This window comes from Streptomyces sp. NPDC001450 (assembly GCF_053597295.1).
Genome location: NZ_JBSFHY010000019.1, coordinates 11,401 through 31,205, shown reverse-complemented (window position 1 = coordinate 31,205; position 19,805 = coordinate 11,401). Strand labels below are relative to the sequence as shown.

General features: G+C 70.5%; 18 protein-coding genes. 11 read left to right on the top strand and 7 right to left on the bottom strand.

The genetic code is table 11. The features are described 5' to 3' along the window. Window positions 1-396: 396 nt before the first annotated feature. Complete coding sequence (locus ACWC5O_RS21935) at window positions 397-1,959, top strand: sulfatase-like hydrolase/transferase (RefSeq protein ID WP_450589890.1); 1,563 nt, start codon at window positions 397-399, stop codon at window positions 1,957-1,959. Window positions 1,960-2,174: 215 nt separating this feature from the next. Here the strand turns inward: ACWC5O_RS21935 and dusB are convergent, their stop codons facing one another. After that, window positions 2,175-3,341 carry a tRNA dihydrouridine synthase DusB gene (gene dusB, locus ACWC5O_RS21930; protein ID WP_450589841.1) on the bottom strand — a complete coding sequence of 389 codons (1,167 nt, stop codon included), beginning with the start codon at window positions 3,339-3,341 and terminating at the stop codon, window positions 2,175-2,177. 82 nt (window positions 3,342-3,423) lie between these two features. Here dusB and ACWC5O_RS21925 point away from each other — a divergent pair, with 82 nt between their 5' ends. Beyond that, entirely contained in the window at window positions 3,424-4,875 is a 1,452-nt protein-coding gene (locus ACWC5O_RS21925; RefSeq protein ID WP_450589840.1) for an MFS transporter, read from the top strand. On the opposite strand, the gene ACWC5O_RS21920 is transcribed toward ACWC5O_RS21925, so the two are convergent. Beyond that, a complete protein-coding gene (locus tag ACWC5O_RS21920; protein ID WP_450589839.1) occupies window positions 4,872-5,762 on the bottom strand; it encodes a helix-turn-helix transcriptional regulator in 891 nt (296 codons plus the stop codon). The genes ACWC5O_RS21925 and ACWC5O_RS21920 overlap by 4 nt on opposite strands. 101 nt (window positions 5,763-5,863) lie before the next feature. Between ACWC5O_RS21920 and ACWC5O_RS21915 the strand changes: the two genes are divergently transcribed. The 3 genes from ACWC5O_RS21915 to ACWC5O_RS21905 all read left to right on the top strand — a co-directional run bounded on the left by ACWC5O_RS21915 (window position 5,864) and on the right by ACWC5O_RS21905 (window position 8,855). Further along, window positions 5,864-7,291, top strand: coding sequence for an MFS transporter (locus ACWC5O_RS21915; protein WP_450589838.1), 1,428 nt, complete (start codon window positions 5,864-5,866; stop codon window positions 7,289-7,291). Between the two features lie 113 nt (window positions 7,292-7,404). Continuing rightward, entirely contained in the window at window positions 7,405-7,629 is a 225-nt protein-coding gene (locus ACWC5O_RS21910) for a hypothetical protein (protein WP_450589837.1), read from the top strand. A gap of 80 nt (window positions 7,630-7,709) precedes the next feature. Continuing rightward, window positions 7,710-8,855, top strand: a complete 1,146-nt coding sequence (locus ACWC5O_RS21905) for a serine hydrolase domain-containing protein (RefSeq protein WP_450589836.1) — start codon at window positions 7,710-7,712, stop codon at window positions 8,853-8,855. Between the two features lie 52 nt (window positions 8,856-8,907). Here the strand turns inward: ACWC5O_RS21905 and ACWC5O_RS21900 are convergent, their stop codons facing one another. After that, window positions 8,908-9,495 (bottom strand): TetR family transcriptional regulator, encoded by a 588-nt coding sequence (locus ACWC5O_RS21900; RefSeq protein WP_450589835.1) that lies wholly within the window; start codon window positions 9,493-9,495, stop codon window positions 8,908-8,910. Between the two features lie 25 nt (window positions 9,496-9,520). Then, entirely contained in the window at window positions 9,521-10,531 is a 1,011-nt protein-coding gene (locus tag ACWC5O_RS21895; protein ID WP_450589834.1) for an aldo/keto reductase, read from the bottom strand. 196 nt (window positions 10,532-10,727) lie between these two features. On the opposite strand from ACWC5O_RS21895, the gene ACWC5O_RS21890 reads away from it, so the two are divergent. Next, the gene (locus ACWC5O_RS21890) at window positions 10,728-11,780 is read left to right on the top strand and encodes a chitinase (protein WP_450589833.1); all 1,053 of its coding nucleotides are present in this window, start codon (window positions 10,728-10,730) and stop codon (window positions 11,778-11,780) included. A gap of 36 nt (window positions 11,781-11,816) precedes the next feature. Here the strand turns inward: ACWC5O_RS21890 and ACWC5O_RS21885 are convergent, their stop codons facing one another. Then, window positions 11,817-12,428 carry a LysE family translocator gene (locus tag ACWC5O_RS21885; RefSeq protein WP_450589832.1) on the bottom strand — a complete coding sequence of 204 codons (612 nt, stop codon included), beginning with the start codon at window positions 12,426-12,428 and terminating at the stop codon, window positions 11,817-11,819. A 193-nt stretch (window positions 12,429-12,621) separates the two neighbouring features. On the opposite strand from ACWC5O_RS21885, the gene ACWC5O_RS21880 reads away from it, so the two are divergent. Beyond that, entirely contained in the window at window positions 12,622-13,734 is a 1,113-nt protein-coding gene (locus ACWC5O_RS21880) for an endonuclease/exonuclease/phosphatase family protein (RefSeq protein WP_450589831.1), read from the top strand. Window positions 13,735-13,791: 57 nt separating this feature from the next. Here the strand turns inward: ACWC5O_RS21880 and ACWC5O_RS21875 are convergent, their stop codons facing one another. Further along, window positions 13,792-15,174 carry a glycine--tRNA ligase gene (locus tag ACWC5O_RS21875; RefSeq protein ID WP_450589830.1) on the bottom strand — a complete coding sequence of 461 codons (1,383 nt, stop codon included), beginning with the start codon at window positions 15,172-15,174 and terminating at the stop codon, window positions 13,792-13,794. A 160-nt stretch (window positions 15,175-15,334) separates the two neighbouring features. On the opposite strand from ACWC5O_RS21875, the gene ACWC5O_RS21870 reads away from it, so the two are divergent. From ACWC5O_RS21870 to ACWC5O_RS21855, 4 genes are read left to right on the top strand one after another with little or no spacing between them, the layout of a single operon-like run. Next, window positions 15,335-16,291 (top strand): metal ABC transporter substrate-binding protein, encoded by a 957-nt coding sequence (locus tag ACWC5O_RS21870; protein WP_450589829.1) that lies wholly within the window; start codon window positions 15,335-15,337, stop codon window positions 16,289-16,291. Between the two features lie 20 nt (window positions 16,292-16,311). Beyond that, the gene (locus ACWC5O_RS21865; protein ID WP_450589828.1) at window positions 16,312-17,079 is read left to right on the top strand and encodes a metal ABC transporter ATP-binding protein; all 768 of its coding nucleotides are present in this window, start codon (window positions 16,312-16,314) and stop codon (window positions 17,077-17,079) included. Further along, a complete protein-coding gene (locus tag ACWC5O_RS21860; protein ID WP_450589827.1) occupies window positions 17,079-17,981 on the top strand; it encodes a metal ABC transporter permease in 903 nt (300 codons plus the stop codon). Before ACWC5O_RS21865 ends, ACWC5O_RS21860 begins: the two co-directional genes overlap by 1 nt. 60 nt (window positions 17,982-18,041) lie before the next feature. Then, on the top strand, window positions 18,042-18,455 hold the full coding sequence (locus tag ACWC5O_RS21855; RefSeq protein WP_386571962.1) for a Fur family transcriptional regulator: 414 nt from the start codon (window positions 18,042-18,044) through the stop codon (window positions 18,453-18,455). Here ACWC5O_RS21855 and ACWC5O_RS21850 read toward each other — a convergent pair whose 3' ends face one another. Then, window positions 18,456-19,781 carry a histidine-type phosphatase gene (locus ACWC5O_RS21850; RefSeq protein ID WP_450589826.1) on the bottom strand — a complete coding sequence of 442 codons (1,326 nt, stop codon included), beginning with the start codon at window positions 19,779-19,781 and terminating at the stop codon, window positions 18,456-18,458. Between the last annotated feature and the right edge of the window lie 24 nt (window positions 19,782-19,805).

The following is a 19,805-nucleotide window of genomic DNA, read 5'->3' as shown; positions in this document are numbered from 1 at the left end:
GAAGCACCCGAGGAGACCGCCGAGAAGCCCACCGCGGAATCCACCGCGGAATCCACCGCGGAATCCACCGCGGAATCCCTCACGGGGCCTGCCGAGGAACCCGCCGCGCACGCCCCTGAGGAAGCCTCCAAGGAACCCACCGAGGAAGCGTCCGAAAAACCCATCGGGGAAACCGCAGAGCAAACCCCCGAAGCAACCGCCGGGGAAACCGCCGGGCAAGCCCCCGGAGCAACCGCCGACAAGGCCACCCCCCGCCCCACCCACCGCAGTTGGGCAGTCTGGTCCTCGCGGACGCGGTGGTGGCGGCGGTGGCGGGAGGCACACCCGACCGCCGGCCGGGTCCTCTCCGTGACCGTCGACGTGCTGGCCGCCCTCCTCGTCGTCGCCGCGCTCGTGATGCCCAACAGCGTCGTCAACCTCGGGCCCGAGAAGTTCCTGCGCATACCCGGAGAGGCCGTCATCGGCGCCGCGCTGATGCTCGCTCTGCCGCGCCGGCCCCGGATCGTGCTGGCCGCCGTGTCCGGGGTCGCGCTCGCCGCGATGACCGTGCTGAACCTGCTCGACATGGGGTTCAACCAGTACCTCGGCCGCAGCTTCAACCTCGTCCTCGACTGGAGCCTGCTCGGCGACGCGCAGTCGTACCTGGAGGACTCGCTGGGCCGCACGGCCACCCTCGCCGCCACCGCCGGTCTGATCGCCGTGATCCTGCTGCTGTTCGTGCTGCTGGCGCTGTCCACGGTCCGGCTGAGCAACCTCCTCGCCCGGCACACCGGCACCGCGACCCGCGGCACGCTGATCGCGGGCGTCGTCTGGATCACCTGCTCCTCGCTCGGCCTGCAGATCTCCGGCGTGCCCATCGCCTCGGACCGCACCGCCACCGCCGTGAAGATCCAGGCCCGCCGGGTGGCGGACACCCTGCGGGACGAGGCGGAGTTCCAGAAGGTGGCCAAGGTGGACGCCTTCGGCAACACCCCGCCCTCCCAGCTCGTGCCCGCCCTGCGCGGCAAGGACATGATCTTCACGTTCATCGAGAGCTACGGCCGCAGCGCCGTCGAGGACCCGATCATGGCGCCCGGCGTCGACAGCACCCTGGACGCGCGCACCCAGGCCCTCGCCAAGGCCGGCTACCACGCCAAGAGCGGCTGGCTGACCTCGGCGACCTACGGCGGCAGCAGCTGGCTCGGTCACTCCACCACGCTGTCGGGGCTGTGGATCAACAACCAGCAGCGCTACCGCACCGTCATGGCGAGCGACCACCTCAGCCTCACCAAGGCCTTCAAGAAGACCGGCGCGTGGAACACGGTCGGTGTGATGCCGGGTGTGCAGAAGGCCTGGCCGGAGCAGAGCTTCTACGGCCTCGACAAAGTCTACAACGCCTTCGAACTCGGCTACAAGGGACCGAAGTTCAGCTGGTCGACCATGCCGGACCAGTACGCGCTGGAGCAGTTCCAGCAGCGGGTGCACGGCCGGAAGCACGACAAGCCGATGATGTCGGAGCTCATCCTGACCTCCAGCCACCAGCCGTGGGCGCCGATCCCGAAGATGGTCGGCTGGGACCAGCTGGGCGACGGCTCGATCTTCAAGGGCATCCAGGCGGCGGGCAACAAGCCGGCGGACGTCATCGCCGACACCACCAAGTCCCGCGAGGAGTACGGCAAGTCGATCCAGTACTCGGTGACCGCGCTGACCGAGTGGCTGGAACGCTACGGCACCGACGACACCGTGCTCGTCTTCCTCGGCGACCACCAGCCGATCGCCCGCGTCAGCGGCAACCACGCCAGCCGTGACGTACCGATCTCGATCGTGGCCAAGGACCCGAAGGTCCTGGACAAGATCGCCGGCTGGGGCTGGACGGACGGCCTGCGCCCCGCGCACAACGCCCCCGTATGGAAGATGAGCGCGTTCCGCGACCGCTTCCTGACGGCGTACGGCTCGACTCCGCATCCGAAGAAGGGCTGATCACCAAGAAGGGCTGATCACCCGCGAGGAGGGCTGGTGCACCGGCCTGGCGGATCGGCGCCGCCGCAGGAGTGCGGACGCGACGCCCCCGCCGGGGCCCGGGGTGAAGCCCGGACGGTACCTCTGCGCGGCGCGCCGCCGGGGCTCCGGGCAGAGCCCGGACGGTCACCTCCTGGCCGACCGAGTCGGGTGGGTGGGCGGGCAAAAGAAGTCGGTCAGCCACCCGAGGTGTCCAGCTCCGCGTCCTCGCTGACGCTCGCGCAGTCGTACGGGTCCTTCAGCCAGCCGTCCGGCAGCACCACTCGGTTGTTGCCGGACGTGCGGCCGCGGGGGCCGTCCGCGCCGGCCGGCCAGGGCTGGTCGAGGTCCAGCTCGTCCAGGCCGGCCCGCAGCTCCGCCAGCGAGGACGTGATCGCGAGGCGCTTACGCATCTCCGAGCCGACCGCGAAGCCCTTCAGGTACCAGGCGACGTGCTTGCGGAAGTCGATGACACCCCGCGCCTCGTCACCGATCCACTCCCCGAGCAGGGTGGCGTGGCGGACCATGATGTCGGCGACTTCCCGGAGGGTCGGCCGCAGGCTGCATCCATCAGTGCCTTCGGCACGGGCTTCCGTACGTCCCTCGAAGGCCGCCACGAGGTCGGCGAACAGCCACGGGCGCCCCAGGCAGCCGCGCCCCACGACCACCCCGTCGCAGCCCGTCTCCCGCACCATCCGCAGCGCGTCCTCGGCCGACCAGATGTCGCCGTTGCCGAGCACCGGAATCTCCGGGACGTGCTCCTTCAGGCGGGCGATGGCGTCCCAGTCGGCGGTGCCGCCGTAGTGCTGGGCGGCCGTACGACCGTGCAGCGCGATCGCCGTGACCCCCTCCTCGACGGCGATGCGGCCGGCGTCGAGGTAGGTGATGTGGTCGTCGTCGATGCCCTTGCGCATCTTCATGGTGACGGGGAGGTCCCCGGCACCGGTGACGGCCTCGCGGAGGATGGCCCGCAGCAGGTTCCGCTTGTACGGCAGAGCCGAGCCTCCGCCCTTGCGCGTCACCTTCGGGACCGGGCAGCCGAAGTTCAGGTCGATGTGGTCGGCGAGGTCCTCCTCCGCGATCATGCGGACGGCCTTGCCGACGGTCGCCGGGTCGACGCCGTACAGCTGGATCGAGCGCGGCTTCTCGGTCGCGTCGAAGTGGATCAGCTGCATGGTCTTCTCGTTGCGCTCGACCAGCGCCCGGGTCGTGATCATCTCGCTGACGAACAGCCCCTTGCCACCGCTGAACTCCCTGCACAGGGTGCGGAAGGGTGCGTTGGTGATGCCGGCCATGGGGGCCAGCACAACGGGCGGCTGCACGGTGTGCGGGCCGATCTGCAAGGGCGACTCGGGCGTGGGCATTGCTCCATTGTCGCGTATCGGCAAAGATCATGTAACAGTCATTAGTTAGCCGCACTATTGAAATCGGCGTACGATGAGCCGCATGCCGGAGCTGAGCCACCGCCGACGTCTGCTCATCCTCGCGATCTGCTGCATGAGCCTGCTGATCGTGAGCCTCGACAACACCGTCCTGAACGTGGCGCTGCCCTCGCTGCAGCGGGACCTGGACGCTCCCACCTCGGGCCTGCAGTGGACGATCGACGCCTACACGCTGGTGCTGGCCTCGCTGCTGATGCTCGCGGGCTCCACCGCCGACCGGATCGGCCGCCGGAAGGTGTTCACGGCGGGCCTGGTCGTCTTCTCCACCGGCTCCCTGCTGTGCTCGCTCGCACCGAACCTGGACCTGCTGGTCGCCTTCCGCATGGTCCAGGCGGTCGGCGGCTCGATGCTCAACCCGGTCGCCATGTCGATCATCACCAACACCTTCACCGGCGCCCGTGAACGCGCCCGCGCGATCGGCGTCTGGGGCGGGGTGGTCGGCATCTCCATGGCGGCCGGACCGCTCGCCGGCGGACTGCTGGTGGAGTCGGTCGGCTGGCGCTCCATCTTCTGGGTCAACCTCCCGGTCGGCCTCGCGGCCCTGCTGCTGACCCTGCGCTTCGTCCCCGAGTCCCGCGCGCCCAAGGCCCGCCGCCCCGACCCGGTCGGCCAGGTGCTGGTGATCGCCCTGTTCGGCTCGCTGACGTACGCGATCATCGAGGCACCGGACTCCGGGCTCGGCACGGTCCTCCCCCTCGCCGTGGTGGCCGGCGCCGCGCTGCTCGCACTGCTCTGGTACGAGCCCCGGCGCACCGAACCCCTCATCGACCTGCGCTTCTTCCGCTCCGCTCCGTTCAGCGGGGCCACCGTGATCGCGGTCAGCGCCTTCGCCGCGCTGGGCGGCTTCCTGTTCCTGTCCACCCTGTACCTGCAGAACGTGCGCGGCCTCGACGCCCTGCACGCGGGCCTGTGGATGCTGCCGCTGGCCGGGCCGACGTTCCTGTGCGCGCCGCTGTCCGGACGGCTGGTGGGCAGCAGGGGGCCGCGGTTGCCGTTGCTGGTGGCGGGCGCCGCGATGACCGCCAGCGGGGTGCTGTTCGCCGCGTTCGAGGCGGAGACGTCCGATGCCACGCTGTTCGCCGGGTACGTGCTGTTCGGGATCGGGTTCGGGTTCGTGAACGCGCCGATCACCAATACGGCGGTGTCGGGGATGCCTCGGGCTCAGGCGGGGGTTGCGGCTGCGGTTGCCTCCACCAGCAGGCAGTTGGGGCAGACGCTCGGGGTGGCGGTAGTGGGAGCCGTACTCGCGTCCGGGATCGGCTCGTCGTCGTACAAGGACATGTTCGTGTCGGCGGCGCGGCCCGGCTGGTGGATTCTGACGGCGTGTGGGGTGGCCGTGCTGGTGCTCGGCCTGGTCAGCAGTGGGCGGTGGGCTCGGCGGACCGCTGAGCGTACGGCTGAGATGCTGGAGTCGGCTGAGGCGCGGCAGGCTGTGGGGGCTTCTGAGCGGGCCTAGCCGCGGGTGGTGCGGCTCCCCTTCGCTATTTCGTGCAGCTTCTCCAAGCGCTCTCGGGTCTCCTCGTTCTTCGGGCTGTACGTCACCATCCGGGCCCCTGCCTCCGGCCCGAGCCACAGGTCCGTGTGTTCCAGGGTCAGGTGGCCCACGTACGGATTGAGGAACTCCTTGGTCTTGGTGCGACTGCCCACCACCTCGTAGCGCTCCCAGTTCTCGCGGAACTCGGGGGACTCCGTCTCCAGGCGCTTGAGGAGCATCTTCCAGGCGGGCTCGCCGAGGTGGCCGGCCATGGAGGCCCGCAGGCGGGCGGCCATCAGGCGCTGGCTGTCCTCCAGGTGCACGATGGCCGCGCGCCAGTCGCTGTTGGTGTACACGAGGAGCATGCAGTTGCGGTCCTCCGGCGGGACCGCGTCCAGGTCGCCCATGAGGCGGGCGTAGGTGCGGTTGTAGGCGAGGATGTCGTAGCGGCTGTTCTGGACGCAGGCCGGGATCGGCTCCAGGGCGCGGAGCACCTGGCGCAGGGTCGGGGTGACGCTGGGGCAGCTCGCGGCGGGGGTCGGGTCGGTGGCGCCGGCCAGCTGGAAGAGGTGGGCGCGCTCGCTGGCGTCCAGCATCAGGGTGCGGGCCAGGGCGTCCAGGACCTGCACGGAGACCTGGATGTCGCGGGCCTGCTCCAGCCAGGTGTACCAGGTGACGCCGACCGCGGAGAGCTGGGCGACCTCCTCCCGGCGCAGGCCGGGGGTGCGGCGCCGGGTGCCTCGTGGCAGCCCGACCTGCTCGGGCGTGATGCGCTCACGCCGGCTGCGCAGAAAGGCGGCCAGCTCGTGCCGGCGGATCTCCGAACCCCGTGTCACCGGGGCGGCGGTCTCCTGGGCCATCGTGGTCATACCTCCAGGGTGCCGTCGCGCGGACACTGTTTCCAGGTGGTTCTTGTACCAGGACAAGAAGACTCTGGTACCAGTCTGAGGGCGCGCGCAGGCTCGGGGGCATGACAGAGACCGTCACGACTCCCGCCGTCCGCGCCCGGGCGGAATCCCCCGTGCTGAGCGGGCCGGGGCTGTTCACCGTTCTGCTGGCCGCGGCGCTGCCGTTGGTCGACTTCTTCATCGTCAATGTCGCCCTGCCCACCATCGGTGCCGATCTCGCCGCGGGTGAGGCCGTGCTCGAACTGGTCGTGGCCGGGTACGGGGTCGCCTACGCGGTGCTGCTCGTGCTCGGCGGGCGGCTCGGGGACCTGTTCGGGCGCCGGCGGCTGTTCCTCGGGGGCATGGCCGCCTTCGGGCTGACCTCGCTGGCGTGCGGGCTGGCCCCGGGTGCCTGGAGCCTGGTCGCGGCGCGGGTCGCACAGGGCGCGTCGGCGGCGGCCATGCTGCCGCAGGTGCTCGCCACCATCCAGGCCGCCACGAGCGGCGGCCGGCGGGCCAGGGCCATGAGTCTGTACGGCGCCACGGCCGGGCTGTCGATGGTGGTGGGGCAGATCCTCGGTGGCGTGCTGGTCGCCGCGGACATCGCCGGGAGCGGATGGCGGTCGATCTTCCTCGTGAACGTGCCGGTCGTGGTGCTGGGCCTGGTGCTGGCCGTGCGGTTCGTGCCGGAGACCCGGTCGCAGCGCCCGGAGCCCGTCGACGGGCCCGGCACCGTCCTGCTCGCGGTGTCCCTGCTGACGCTGCTGGCTCCGCTCACCGAGGGACGGGCCGCGGGCTGGCCGCTGTGGACGTGGCTGTCGCTGGCCGCGTTCCCGCTCGCCGCGGCCGCGTTCTACGCGGTGGAGCGACGGGCGGACCGGCAAGGGCGGACGCCGCTGGTGCCGCCGAGCCTGTTCGCGCTGGCGTCGCTGCGGCGGGGGCTGGTGCTGATGCTGCCGTTCTCGATCGGGTTCAGCGGGTTCATGTTCGTCATCGCGCTGGCGCTGCAGCAGGGGGCCGGGCTCGGGCCGGTGCAGGCGGGACTCGCGCTCGCGCCGATGGCCGTGGTGTTCCTGTTCGTCTCGCTCGCCGGGCCGCGCCTCGTCGCCCGGTTCGGCACCCGGGTGGTCACCGCCGGGTCCGCCGTGCAGGGCGTGGGCGTGCTGCTGATCGTCCTGGCCGCCTGGCGGGACTGGCCGCACCTGGACTTCGGCTCGCTGCTGCCGGGCGCGGCCGTCGCCGGGGCCGGGCAGGCGCTCCAACTCCCCAACCTGATGCGGATCGTGATGTCCGAGATGCCGCCGGCCCGGGCGGGCGTCGGCAGCGGTGTGATGGTGACCACCCAGCAGTCCGCGCTCGCCCTGGGCGTGGCCACCCTCGGCACCCTCTTCCTCACCCTCGTCCCGCACCTGGGCATGCGGGACGCGCTGGTCATCACCCTGCTGGTGCAGCTGGCCGGGATCGTCCTGACCGGTCTGCTCGGCCTGCGGCTGCCCCGCACGGTCGGCTGAGCCGGGACACGGCTTGGCCAACTCGCCGTGAATGACTCCCTGTCGATGTTGGTCCTGCTGCACACTCCTGCCGTCGAGGTGTGGTCGAGGTGTGCCGGACGCGGGGAGGCGTCATGCCGCAGGACAACAGCACGAGCAAGGTCAGCCGCTGGGACCAGCACGGCCGGGAGCACGTGGTCCGGGTGCAGCGCACGGGTGTGCAGCGCACGATCAGATGCGACACCTGCGGCTGGCGCAAGAGCGCCCAGTTCCTGCCCTGGCTGAAGGCGCAGGAGCATCTGGCAGAGGCCCACCAGGCGACGGTGGACCCGGCGGGCACCCGGCAGCCGTCCCGCTGACGGCGGGTAGGGGCGATGACTTCCGGCGGCGGCAGGAGTCGTACGTACGACGACGACGGCTGACCGGAGGGCCGAGGGCCATGACCGCACTGCACGACACCCTGCGCCGGTACGTGGACGACGGGACCGTGCCCGGCGCGGTGGCCCTGGTCGCCCGCGGGAACGAGGTCGAGGTGGTGACCGTCGGCCACGCGGACGTCGGCGGCCGCGCCCCGATGGCGCGGGACTCCCTCTTCCGGATCGCCTCGATCACCAAGCCGGTGACCGCGGCGGCGGTGCTGATGCTGGTCGAGGACGGCCGGATCCGTCTCGACGATCCGGTGGACGAGTGGCTGCCTGAGCTGGCCGAGCCGATGGCCGTGCGGACGCCCGCGAGCCCGCCGGACGACCTGGTGCCGGCGGCCCGCCCGATCACGGTCGAGGACCTGCTCTCCTCCCGGGCCGGCTGGGGCTTCCCCTCCGACTTCACCCTGCCGGCGGTACAGGTGCTGTTCGAGGTCCAGAAGGACGGCCGCGCCCCGCAGGCCTACCCGGCCCCGGACGCCTGGCTGGCCGCCCTGGCCCGGGTGCCACTGCTGTACCAGCCGGGCGCGGCCTGGCTCTACGGCACCTGTTCCGATCTGCAGGGTGTGCTGATCGCGCGGGTGTCCGGCCGTAGCCTCCCGGAGTTCCTGGCCGAGCGGGTCTTCGAGCCGCTCGGCATGACGGACACGGCATTCGAGGTGCCCACGGACAAACGGGACCGGTTCACCACGTACTACCGGCGGGGCACCGGTGGCACCCTGGAGCTCGCGGACACCCCGGACGGCGAGTGGAGCCGGATGCCCGCCTTCCCGTCCGGCGGCGGCGGTCTCGTCTCGACCGCCGACGACTACCTGGCCTTCGCCCGCATGCTGCTGGGTGCCGGCGAGGCGAACGGCCGGCGGCTGCTGTCGCCCACCTCGGTGAGCCGGATGACGAGCAATCACCTCAGCGCCCGCCAGCGGGAGATCGGCCGGCTCTTCCTGGAGGGGCAGGGCTGGGGCTACGGCGGCCAGGTCGACGTCGCTCCGTGCGACCCCTGGAACGTGCCCGGCCGCTACGGCTGGGTCGGCGGCACCGGCACCACGGCCCACCTCGTCCCCGCCACCGGCACGATCACGCTGCTCCTCACCCAGGTGGGCATGGCCGACCCGACACCGACACCGCTGATGCGGGAGTTCTGGAGGTGCACGGCAGAGTCCTAGGGGGGTCCGTCGTCCGTGCGGGGAATGAGCGACAAGATCCTCGAAGTCACCGTCAAGTGAGCAGACCGCGCAGCAACAGGTCCACCACCGCGGTGAACTCCTCCTCGACTCCGGGCTGCTGCCACTCGCGCGCGTAGCCCGGGTCGTGGAAGCGGCCCGTGGCCTGGAAGACCGCGCGGGCGGCGGCGGCCGGGTCGGGGGCGGTGAAGGCGCCGGCGGCGACGCCGTCCTCGATGATCCGGGTGAGCTGAGCGGTCAGGTCGGTGATGTGCTCGCCGACCGCCGTGACGTTCTCCTCGGTCAGCACCGTGTACGTCCGGAACAGCTCCGGGTCGTCGCCCGCCTTGTGCCGCTTGGCCTCGAACAGGGCCGCGAGCCAGGCCCGCAGCCGGTCCTCGGGGGTGCCGTCCCCGGCGACGATGCCGGCGAGCTTGTCCGAGGTCCGGTCCAGCCACCGCTTGGTCACCGCCTCACGCAGCGCCGCCTTGGTGCGGAAGTGCCGGTAGACACTGCCGTGGCTGACGCCGAGCGCGCGGGCCACGTCGACCACGGTGGCCTTGGCCGGGCCGTGGCGGCGCAGCACCTCCTCGGTCGCTTCGAGGATGCGCTCGGCGGTCAGGGTCTCGGTGGGCGGTGCCATGCCTAGACCGTACCGGGCGCCATGGTCAGCGCTCGCTGTCGAGGTGGGCCATGGCGGCGGCCGGGTAGCGGTCGCCGGCCGCGGCGTCCGCCGGGACGGCCTGCTCGATCGCCGTCAGGTCGGCCTCGTCCAGGGTCACGTCCAGCGCGCCCAGCGACTCGCTCAGCCGCTCGCGGGTGCGGGCGCCGATCAGCGGCACGATGTCCTCGCCGCGGGAGAGCACCCAGGCGATGGCGATCTGCGCGACCGTCACACCCTTCTGCTCGGCGATCTTGCGGAGCGCGTCGACCAGGTTCAGGTTGTGCTTGAGGTTGTCGCCCTGGAAGCGGGGCGAGTAGGCGCGGAAGTCGTTCGCCGCCAGCTGCCGGTCGCGGGAGAAGTGGCCGGAGATCAGGCCGCGGGAGAGAACTCCGTACGCGGTGACGGAGATGCCCAGCTCACGGGTGGTGGGCAGGATCGACTCCTCGATCCCGCGGGAGATGAGCGAGTACTCGATCTGCAGGTCCGCGATCGGCGCGGTGGCGGCGGCCCGCCGGATGGTCTCGGCGCCGACCTCGCTCAGGCCGACGTGCCGGACGTACCCCTGCTCGATCAGCTCGGCGATCGCGCCGACGGTCTCCTCGATCGGGACGTCCGGGTCGAGGCGGGCGATCCGGTAGACGTCGATGTGGTCGACGCCGAGGCGCTGCAGGGAGTAGGCGGCGAAGTTCTTCACCGCGGCGGGGCGGCCGTCGTAACCGGTCCAGCCGCCGTCGGGCCCGCGCAGGGCACCGAACTTCACGCTGACCAACGCCTGCTCGCGCAGGGCGGCGGGCGCGTTGCGCAGGGCCTCGCCGATCAGCATCTCGTTGTGGCCCATGCCGTAGAAGTCGCCGGTGTCCAGCAGCGTCACGCCGGCCTCCAGGGCGGCGTGGATGGTCGCGACGGACTCCGCGCGGTCGGCGTCGCCGTACAGCGCGGACATGCCCATGCAGCCGAGGCCGAGGGCGGAGACCTGGGGGCCGGTGGTTCCGAGGGTTCGGGTTCGCATCGTCATGTCCTCCACCCTGCCATGACAGCTGACAGATTTCAATATCTGTCAGTCCATACTTGTCACCCCCCGAGCCACCAGTTGGTCCAGACCTATTGACGAGAGGTCTGGACCACATGCACTGTCATGAACAGCACACCACCACGGACGACGCACCGTCATGCCTACGACGCCTCACCGCACCCCCACCGGGAGGATCCGCATGCTCCGCCGCACGCTCAGGCTGCTCACCGCAGCGCTCGCCACGGCCGCCCTCGCCCCGCTCGCGATCGCCGTCGCCCCCACCGCCTCGGCCGCCGACACCTGCGCCGTGAAGTCCCGCCCCGCCGGAAAGGTGCTCCAGGGCTACTGGGAGAACTGGGACGGCTCGGCGGGCGGCGTCCACCCGCCCTTCGGCTGGACCCCCATCACCGACTCCCGCATCCCCGCGCACGGTTACAACGTCGTCAACGCGGCCTTCCCGGTCATCCGTTCGGACGGCACGGCCCTGTGGGAGGACGGCATGGACAGCGGCGTGAAGGTGGCCACGCCCGCCGAGATGTGTGCGGCCAAGGCGTCCGGCCAGACGATCCTGCTGTCGATCGGCGGCGCGGCGGCCGGCATCGACCTCTCCTCCAGCGCGGTCGCCGACCGGTTCGTGGCCACCATCGTCCCGATCCTGAAGAAGTACAACTTCGACGGCATCGACATCGACATCGAGACCGGCCTGGTCGGCAGCGGGAACATCTCCCAACTGTCCGTCTCCCAGGCCAATCTGATCCGCGTCATCGACGGCGTCCTCGCCCGGATGCCGTCGAACTTCGGGCTCACCATGGCCCCGGAGACCGCCTACGTCACCGGCGGCAGCATCACCTACGGCTCGATCTGGGGCGCGTACCTGCCGATCATCAAGAAGTACGCCGACAACGGACGCCTGTGGTGGCTGAACATGCAGTACTACAACGGCAGCATGTACGGCTGCTCGGGCGACTCCTACTCGGCCGGCACCGTCGCGGGCTTCACCGCCCAGACCGACTGCCTCGACAAGGGCCTGGTGGTGCAGGGCACGACCGTCAAGGTGCCGTACGACAAGCAGGTGCCGGGGCTGCCCGCGCAGCCGGGCGCGGGCGGCGGCCACATGTCACCGTCCCTGGTCTCCCAGGCCTGGAAGCACTACGGCAGCTCGCTCAAGGGCCTGATGACCTGGTCGATCAACTGGGACGGCTCGAAGAACTGGACCTTCGGCGACAACGTGAAGGCGCTGCAGGGCCGCTGACGACCCTGCAGCGCCACCAGTTCCAGCAGCCGTCTTTCAGCGGGCCGTGAGGGCGAGTTTGGCACCGAGTGCGAGGAAGGACCCCGCGAAGCTCCGCCGCAGCCAGGCCATGACCCTGGGCCGGGACGTGACATGACTGCGCACGGAGGCCGCCAGCACCCCGTACAGGGCGAAGACGACGAAGGTCAGCAGCATGAAGACGCCGCTGAGGCCCAGCATGCGCGGCAGTGCGTGCGGCTCGTCGGGGCTGACGAACTGGGGCAGGAAGGCGAAGAAGAAGATCGTCAGCTTGGGGTTGAGCAGATTGATCAGCACGCCCCGGGCGATCACCTGCGCCGCCGACCGGGGCCCGCTGTCCCGCTCGACGACGATCGCCTCCTTGTCCCGCAGCGTCGCCCACGCCATGTACAGCAGACAGGCCACACCGGCGTACTTGAGGATCTGGAAGGCGGCCGCGCTCGCGTTCAGCAGCGCGGCGAGCCCGGTGACGGTGGCGAGGACGTGCGGCACGATCCCGAGCGCACAGGCGAACGCGGCGACCACGCTCGCCCGGCGGCCGTGGGACAGGGCGGCGGCAAGGGTGTAGACGACGCCGGTACCCGGGGTGGCGACGACCACCAGGGTGGTCAGCAGGAAGGCAAGGCTCATGAGGCCACCCTGGTGACCCGCGTGATCCCCGGACAGGGCCAATCCCGGGCCTTCATGGAGGACCAATTCGCAAGACCTGCTCCGTTGGACACGGTTCGGCGGAGCTCGGAGAATGGGACTGTCGGCGAGCAGTCTCTCAGGCGGCGCCTGCCGTCGGCCGTGCGGTGCTCTCGCGCCGCCGAGGAGGCCCGCGATGAGCATCCGTATCGCCACCTTCAACATGGAGAACCTTTTCCGCCGGCCCACGGCCTTCCGCCTCTCGAATCCGGCCAAGCGCGAGGAAGTCCTCAGCGACTTCGCCAAGTTGGTCACTCTCCTCGACCTGCCGGCGTATCAGGACGCCGACAAGGCGGAGATCGCCGGCCTCATCCAGAAGCACCGGGCGTACGCCATCGACCCGCTGAACCCGCCGCCGATCTTCGTGAACCAGTCCCGCCCGGGCGAGGGCTCCGGGCTGTTCATGACGCACGGGTCGGGGAACGACACCACCGTCGAGATCACCGCCAAGGGCCGTTCCGGGTGGGCCGGTTGGGCCGAGCTGGGGCAGGACGACCTCGATCTGGACGTGGTGCGCAACACCGGCCGGGTGGTCTCCGAGGTCGACGCCGACATCCTGCTCACGGTGGAGGTCGAGGACCGGCTCGCCCTGGAGCGCTTCAACACGCAGGTCCTGGCCGGGGCGCTCGGCAGGCGGCCGTACCCCTACAACCTGCTGATCGACGGCAACGACGCCCGGGGCATCGACATCGGGATCCTCAGCCGTCACCCGATCACGTCCGTCCGGAGCCACATCTTCGACACCAACCCGGAACGCCCCGACCAGCGCCTCTTCAGCCGTGACTGCCCCGAGTTCGAGATCCGGCTCGACGGATCGCCCCTCGTGATCCTCGGCAACCATCTCAAGAGCAAGTTCCAGGACGATCCGGAGCTGCGGCTGGCCCAGGCGAGGCGGGTCGCGGAGATCTGCCAGGCCGCGCTGGAGCGCACCCCGCACGTCGTGGTCGCCGGTGACCTCAACGACGACCCCAACAGCGCGCCGGCCGTGGAGCTGGGGGAAACCGGTCTGCGTGACGTGATGAGTCATCACGCCTATCGCGGCGTGCCCGGCACCCACGGGGAGTGCAAGAGCGAGCGGGACAAGCTCGACTACGTGCTGCTCCCGCCGTCGTTGTGGCCCGAGGTGCAGCACGTCGGTGTGGAGACCCGCGGAATCTTCGCGAAGGGCATCAAGTCCTTCGACACCGTCACGTCGAAGGGCAACGCGGCCTCGGACCACGCGGCGCTGTTCGTGGACCTGGACCTCTGAAACACACCGGTGCCGGGCCCCTGGGAACAGGGGCCCGGCACCGGGACGAACTTCAGGTCAGCAGCCCAGCAGACGGCTGGCCAGGTAGCCCTCGATCTGGTCCAGCGACACGCGCTCCTGCTTCATGGAGTCACGCTCACGCACGGTCACAGCGTTGTCCTCGAGCGTGTCGAAGTCGACCGTCACGCAGTACGGCGTGCCGATCTCGTCCTGACGGCGGTAACGGCGGCCGATGGCGCCCGCGTCGTCGAACTCGATGTTCCAGTGCTGACGCAGCGCCTGGGCAAGGCCCTTGGCCTTCGGGGACAGCTCCGGGTTGCGGGACAGCGGGAGCACCGCGACCTTCACCGGGGCCAGGCGGTGGTCCAGGCGCAGCACCGTGCGCTTCTCCATCTTGCCCTTGGCGTTCGGCGCCTCGTCCTCGACGTAGGCGTCGAGCAGGAAGGCCAGCATCGTGCGGCCGACACCGGCCGCGGGCTCGATGACGTACGGCGTCCAGCGCTCGCCGGCCTCCTGGTCGAAGTAGGAGAGGTCCTGGCCGGAGGCCTTGGCGTGCGCGCCGAGGTCGTAGTCGGTGCGGTTGGCGACACCCTCCAGCTCGCCCCACTCGCTGCCGCCGAACTGGAAGCGGTACTCGATGTCGGCGGTGCGCTTGGAGTAGTGGGAGAGCTTCTCCTGCGGGTGCTCGTACCAGCGCATGTTCTCCTCACGGAGACCCAGGCCGGTGTACCAGTTCCAGCGCTGCTCCATCCAGTACTCCTGCCACTTCTCGTCCTCGCCCGGCTTGACGAAGAACTCCATCTCCATCTGCTCGAACTCGCGGGTGCGGAAGATGAAGTTGCCGGGCGTGATCTCGTTGCGGAAGGACTTGCCCATCTGCGCGATGCCGAACGGCGGCTTGCGGCGCGAGGTGGTCTGGACCTGGGCGAAGTTGGTGAAGATGCCCTGGGCGGTCTCGGGACGCAGGTAGGCGACGGAGCCGGAGTCCTGGGTCGGGCCGAGGTGGGTGGAGAGGAGACCCGAGAACTGCTTGGGCTCGGTGAACTGGCCCTTGTTGCCGCAGTTCGGGCAGTTGATGTCGGCCAGGCCGTTCGCCGGGGCGTGGCCCTTCTTCTCCTCGTACGCCTCTTCCAGGTGGTCGGCGCGGAACCGCTTGTGACACGAGGTGCACTCGGTCAGGGGGTCCGTGAAGGTGGCGACGTGACCGGAGGCGACCCAGACCTCGGAGGCCAGGATGACGGACGAGTCGATACCGACGACGTCCTCGCGCGACGTCACCATGTAGCGCCACCACTGGCGCTTGATGTTCTCCTTGAGCTCGACACCCAGCGGTCCGTAGTCCCAGGCGGCACGCTGTCCGCCGTAGATCTCACTGCACGGGAAAACGAAGCCACGGCGCTTGCTCAGGCTGACGATGGTGTCGATCTTGTCGGCGGCCACGGTGCTCTCTTCATTACGACGACGGGCGTTGAAGCGAGATGCTTCCAGCGAATGATTCAGGTTACCGGCGCAGGCTCCCCCACGGCCAAATCGGCCCCCACCTTGGACCCCTCACAAGCCTTGTTGACAACGGTTTCCATGTTTGTTGAAAATGACTGTCATGAACGTACGACGACAGCTCATACCCGCGGTGGCGACGACCGCGGTCACCGCCCTCGGCCTCGCCACCCTCTCCGCCTGCTCCGGCGCGAGCGCCGCGGGCAACACGAGCAGGTTCGACGTCGTCGCGTCGTTCTATCCGATGGCCTTCCTCGCCGAGCGGATCGGCGGCAGCCACGTTCACGTCACCACGCTGACCTCCCCCGGCCAGGAACCACACGACCTGGAGATCAGCCCGCAGCAGATCGCCGGGCTCGGGGAGTCCGACGCGGTCCTGTACCTGAAGAACCTCCAGCCCTCCGTCGACGACGCGGTGGCCCAGTCCCCGGTGCAGACGAAGATCGACGCGGCCTCCCTGACCACGCTGGAGGAGCACGGCAACGAGGTCGGCGGCCACGCGGCCGCGCACGACACGCACGAGGGCGAGGAGTCCGGCGGCAAGGACCCGCACATCTGGCTCGACCCGGTGCGCTACGCCCAGGTCGCCGAGGGCGTCGGCAAGGCCTTCGAGAAGGCCGACCCAAACCACGCGGCCGACTACCGGAAGAACACCGCGGCCCTGGTCAAGAAGCTGGACGACCTGAACACACGGTTCAAGGACGGCCTCGCGAACTCGAGGACCAAGGTCTTCATCACCACGCACGCCGCCTTCGGCTACCTCGCCGAGCGCTACGGCCTCACCGAGGAGGCCATCAACGGCCTCGACCCCGAGTCCGAGCCCAGCGCCGCGCGCGTGAAGGACCTGGAGACGATGGCCAAGGCCGACGGCGTCACCACCGTCTTCTACGAGACGCTGGTCAGCGACCGGACCGCGAAGACCGTCGCGGGCGACGCGGGCCTGAGGACGGACGTCCTCGACCCGCTCGAAGGCATCACGAAGAAGTCCCGGGGCACCGACTACTTCTCGGTCCAGGAGGCCAACCTCAAGGCGCTCCAGCAGGCCCTGGGCGCCAAGTGACCGGCACGGAGGACGACACCATGGGCGAGCCCGTCATAGCGATGCGCGGGGTGACCGCGGAACTCGGCTCGCGCCCGGTTCTGCGCGGCATCGATCTCACCGTGCGCAGCGGTGAGGTGGTCGCACTGCTCGGCGCGAACGGTTCCGGCAAGTCGACGGCCGTGCGCAGCATCATCGGCCAGGTGCCGGTCAGCGGCGGCACGATCGAGCTGTTCGGCACCCCGCGCCGCGGTTTCCGGGACTGGGCGCGCGTGGGGTACGTACCGCAGCGCACCACGGCCGCGGGCGGGGTGCCCGCCACGGTGACCGAGATCGTCTCCTCGGGCCGCCTGGCCCGCACCCGCTTCGGCGTCTTCCGCAAGGCGGACCGAGCGGCCGTACAGCGCGCCCTGGAGCTGGTCGGCATGGCGGACCGCGCCAAGGACTCGGTGACCGCGCTCTCCGGCGGCCAGCACCAGCGGGTGCTGATCGCCCGCGCCCTGGTCGCCGAACCCCAGCTGCTGATCATGGACGAGCCGATGGCGGGCGTCGACCTGGCCAGCCAGGAGGTGCTCGCGCGCACCCTGCGCGAGCAGGTCGCGGCCGGTACGACGGTCCTGCTGGTCCTGCACGAACTGGGCCCCCTGGAGCCCCTGATCGACCGGGCGGTCGTCCTGCGCGACGGCTGCGTCCTGCACGACGGCCCGCCCCCGCAGGCAGTCGGCCAGCATGCGTTGCCCGGCCACGACCACGTACACCCGCACGCACCCGCGGGCGCCGAACCTCTCCGCACGGGACTGCTGAGCTGATGGACCTCCTCGACTACGCCTTCATGCAGCGGGCGCTCATCGCGGCCGTGCTGGTCGGCATCACCGCGCCCGCGATCGGCATCTACCTCGTCCAGCGCCGCCAGCCCCTGATGGGCGACGGCATCGGGCACGTGGCGATGACCGGCGTCGGCCTGGGCTTCCTGCTGAACGCCTCGCCGATGTGGATGGCCACGGCCGTCTCCGCGCTCGGCTCGGTGCTGATGGAACTGATCCGCTGGTACGGGAAGACCCGCGGCGACATCGCCCTCGCGATGCTCTTCTACGGCGGCATGGCCGGCGGCGTGATGTTCGTCAACATCGCGCCGGGCGGCTCCAACGCCAACCTGATGTCATACCTGTTCGGCTCGCTGTCGACGGTCGCCCCCTCGGACGTGACCGCGATCATGATCCTCGCCGCGTTCGTGATCGCCGTGGCCCTCGGACTGCGCCGCCAGCTGTTCGCGGTCAGCCAGGACGAGGAGTTCGCGCGGGTCACCGGGCTCCCGGTGCGCGCCCTGAACCTGCTCACCGCCGTCACGGCGGCTGTCACGGTGACCGTCGCCATGCGGGTGGTCGGCCTGATCCTGGTGTCCGCGCTCATGGTCGTACCGGTCGCCGCCGCGCAGCAGCTCACCCGCAGCTTCGCCGCGACCTTCGCGATCGCCGTCGCCATCGGCGTCAGCGTGTCGATCGGCGGCACGGTCACCTCGTTCTACCAGGACGTTCCGCCCGGTGCGACGATCGTCCTGCTGACCATCGGAGCGTTCGTCGTCCTCACCGCCCTGGCCACCCCGCTGGCCCGCCGACGCGCCCGCGCGGCCGCCGCGGCACAGCCCGCCGGCGACCCCGCCGAGTGCTCGCTCGCGGCCACGCGAGGGGCGGGCGACGAGGTCGGCGTCTGACCGCGCACAGTCCGGGCTGGCACAATGGCCCGGGCAGACGCGAGACGTGAGGAGACGACGGTGACGACCGCTGGACCGCCCGTGAAGGGCCGCTCCACCCGGCAGCGCGCAGCCGTGGCGGCGGCCCTCGACGAGGTCGACGAGTTCCGCAGCGCGCAGGAACTGCACGACATGCTCAAGCACAAGGGCGACTCGGTCGGCCTGACCACGGTCTACCGCACCCTGCAGTCCCTCGCCGACGCCGGCGAGGTCGACGTCCTGCGCACCTCCGACGGCGAGTCCGTCTACCGCCGCTGCTCCTCCGGCGAACACCACCACCACCTCGTCTGCCGCGGCTGCGGCAAGGCGGTCGAGGTCGAGGGCCCGGCGGTGGAGAAGTGGGCCGAGGCGATCGCGGCGGAACACGGCTACGTCAACGTGGCGCACACCGTGGAGATCTTCGGTACATGCGCTGAGTGCGCCGCGAAGCGCTGATCAGTCGCGCCCGAAGCACCGCTCCAGTTCGTCCAGGTCGTAGAAGGCGCTGCCCTTGGCGAGGGGACGGCAGCCCGCCTTGAACGCCGTCTCCTTCTCGTTGTAGAGCATGCGGACCAGGTAGTCGTCGCCGTTTCGGAAGACGTCCCACTGGATGTTGGCGCCCAGGGGGGACACGGAGGCACCCCGCCAGGGGTTGTCGGCGTAGGTGTACGGCTCCCCGGGCGTCGCCGGCTCGGTGCTGCCGGGCAGGCCCATCAGCGCGGCCAGCGGGATGATCTCCTCGGCGTGGGTGAAGCGCAGTTCGGCGCCGAGGTCGCTCGTGCCGTCCCGCTCGGCCTCCACCTGCTTGAAGAAGTCGTCCAGGAGGACGCCGGCCATCTTGTAGGTGATGTCGCTGTCGGCGAAGCCGGGACCCTTCTCGTAGAAGTCCTCGGCGTCGCTCAGGTACCCGAACCAGACCGCGTCGGAGCGGGAGATGTACCGCTCCATGCCCCAGCCCTGCCCGTCGGGGCTCTCCTCGCTCATCGCGGGCGCGATGGCGTACAGGTTGTAGACGGCCTGGGCGGCCGGGACCTGGTCGGCGATCTGCTCGACGAAGTCGTCCTTGAAGATCCCGCGCAGGACGCGGTGGGCGACCTCGTGCGTCCGGGGCTGGTCGGTGATCGACTTCAGGGTGTCCGCGAGGCGCTGGTCGTGCGCGATGTAGTCACGGTAGGCCGCGCCGCCCGCCGCCTTGTGGAAGTACAGCAGGTCCTTGTCGGTGCGGGTGGGCCCGATCAGCGGCTTGAGCGCCGGGTCGCTGTCGGCGAGGGCGCCCGCGAACACGTTTCCGCTGTCGACGGCCCGGCCCTGACCGGAGCTGACGACGTCGATCTTCTCGCCCTCCGCGGCGATCCTCCCGAACAGGGACGGCAGCCGCTGCCGCATGCGCACGGCCGTGTCCGTCAGCTCCTGCTTGCCGCGTCCGCTGAGGCTGCCGTACCCGACCTGCGACATGGCGGCCAGCAGGGCCCGTACCGTCGGCCCGAACTCCTCGCCCTTGCGGGTGAGTTGGCCCTGCTCCTGCGCCTTGTCCCACAGGGCGAGGACGAGGTCGCCGTCCTCGCTGTCGGTGGCGGCACGGGAGCCGTGCCGGGAGACGTTCTCGGTGAAGACGGGGGTGTACCCGGCGGGGGGCCGCTGGTAGGTGCGCGGGTTCTGCTCGGGCGTGTAGGGCGCCTTGGTGCCGTAGGAGTCCCGGTGCGCGGGACCGTCCGAGGCGTGGGCCGGCAGCGCGGCGAGCAGCAGGGCGCCGAGGGCGAGGAGAGGGGTGAGACGTCTCATGAGTCCCGCATCCTCGGCGACCCT

Coding starts and splice junctions, on each gene's coding strand:
- ACWC5O_RS21935 (WP_450589890.1), top strand. CDS start 397: ATGCCCAACAGCGTCGTCAACCTCGGGCCCGAGAAGTTCCTGCGCATA.
- dusB (WP_450589841.1), bottom strand. CDS start 3,341: ATGCCCACGCCCGAGTCGCCCTTGCAGATCGGCCCGCACACCGTGCAG.
- ACWC5O_RS21925 (WP_450589840.1), top strand. CDS start 3,424: ATGCCGGAGCTGAGCCACCGCCGACGTCTGCTCATCCTCGCGATCTGC.
- ACWC5O_RS21920 (WP_450589839.1), bottom strand. CDS start 5,762: ATGACCACGATGGCCCAGGAGACCGCCGCCCCGGTGACACGGGGTTCG.
- ACWC5O_RS21915 (WP_450589838.1), top strand. CDS start 5,864: ATGACAGAGACCGTCACGACTCCCGCCGTCCGCGCCCGGGCGGAATCC.
- ACWC5O_RS21910 (WP_450589837.1), top strand. CDS start 7,405: ATGCCGCAGGACAACAGCACGAGCAAGGTCAGCCGCTGGGACCAGCAC.
- ACWC5O_RS21905 (WP_450589836.1), top strand. CDS start 7,710: ATGACCGCACTGCACGACACCCTGCGCCGGTACGTGGACGACGGGACC.
- ACWC5O_RS21900 (WP_450589835.1), bottom strand. CDS start 9,495: ATGGCACCGCCCACCGAGACCCTGACCGCCGAGCGCATCCTCGAAGCG.
- ACWC5O_RS21895 (WP_450589834.1), bottom strand. CDS start 10,531: ATGACGATGCGAACCCGAACCCTCGGAACCACCGGCCCCCAGGTCTCC.
- ACWC5O_RS21890 (WP_450589833.1), top strand. CDS start 10,728: ATGCTCCGCCGCACGCTCAGGCTGCTCACCGCAGCGCTCGCCACGGCC.
- ACWC5O_RS21885 (WP_450589832.1), bottom strand. CDS start 12,428: ATGAGCCTTGCCTTCCTGCTGACCACCCTGGTGGTCGTCGCCACCCCG.
- ACWC5O_RS21880 (WP_450589831.1), top strand. CDS start 12,622: ATGAGCATCCGTATCGCCACCTTCAACATGGAGAACCTTTTCCGCCGG.
- ACWC5O_RS21870 (WP_450589829.1), top strand. CDS start 15,335: ATGAACGTACGACGACAGCTCATACCCGCGGTGGCGACGACCGCGGTC.
- ACWC5O_RS21865 (WP_450589828.1), top strand. CDS start 16,312: ATGGGCGAGCCCGTCATAGCGATGCGCGGGGTGACCGCGGAACTCGGC.
- ACWC5O_RS21860 (WP_450589827.1), top strand. CDS start 17,079: ATGGACCTCCTCGACTACGCCTTCATGCAGCGGGCGCTCATCGCGGCC.
- ACWC5O_RS21850 (WP_450589826.1), bottom strand. CDS start 19,781: ATGAGACGTCTCACCCCTCTCCTCGCCCTCGGCGCCCTGCTGCTCGCC.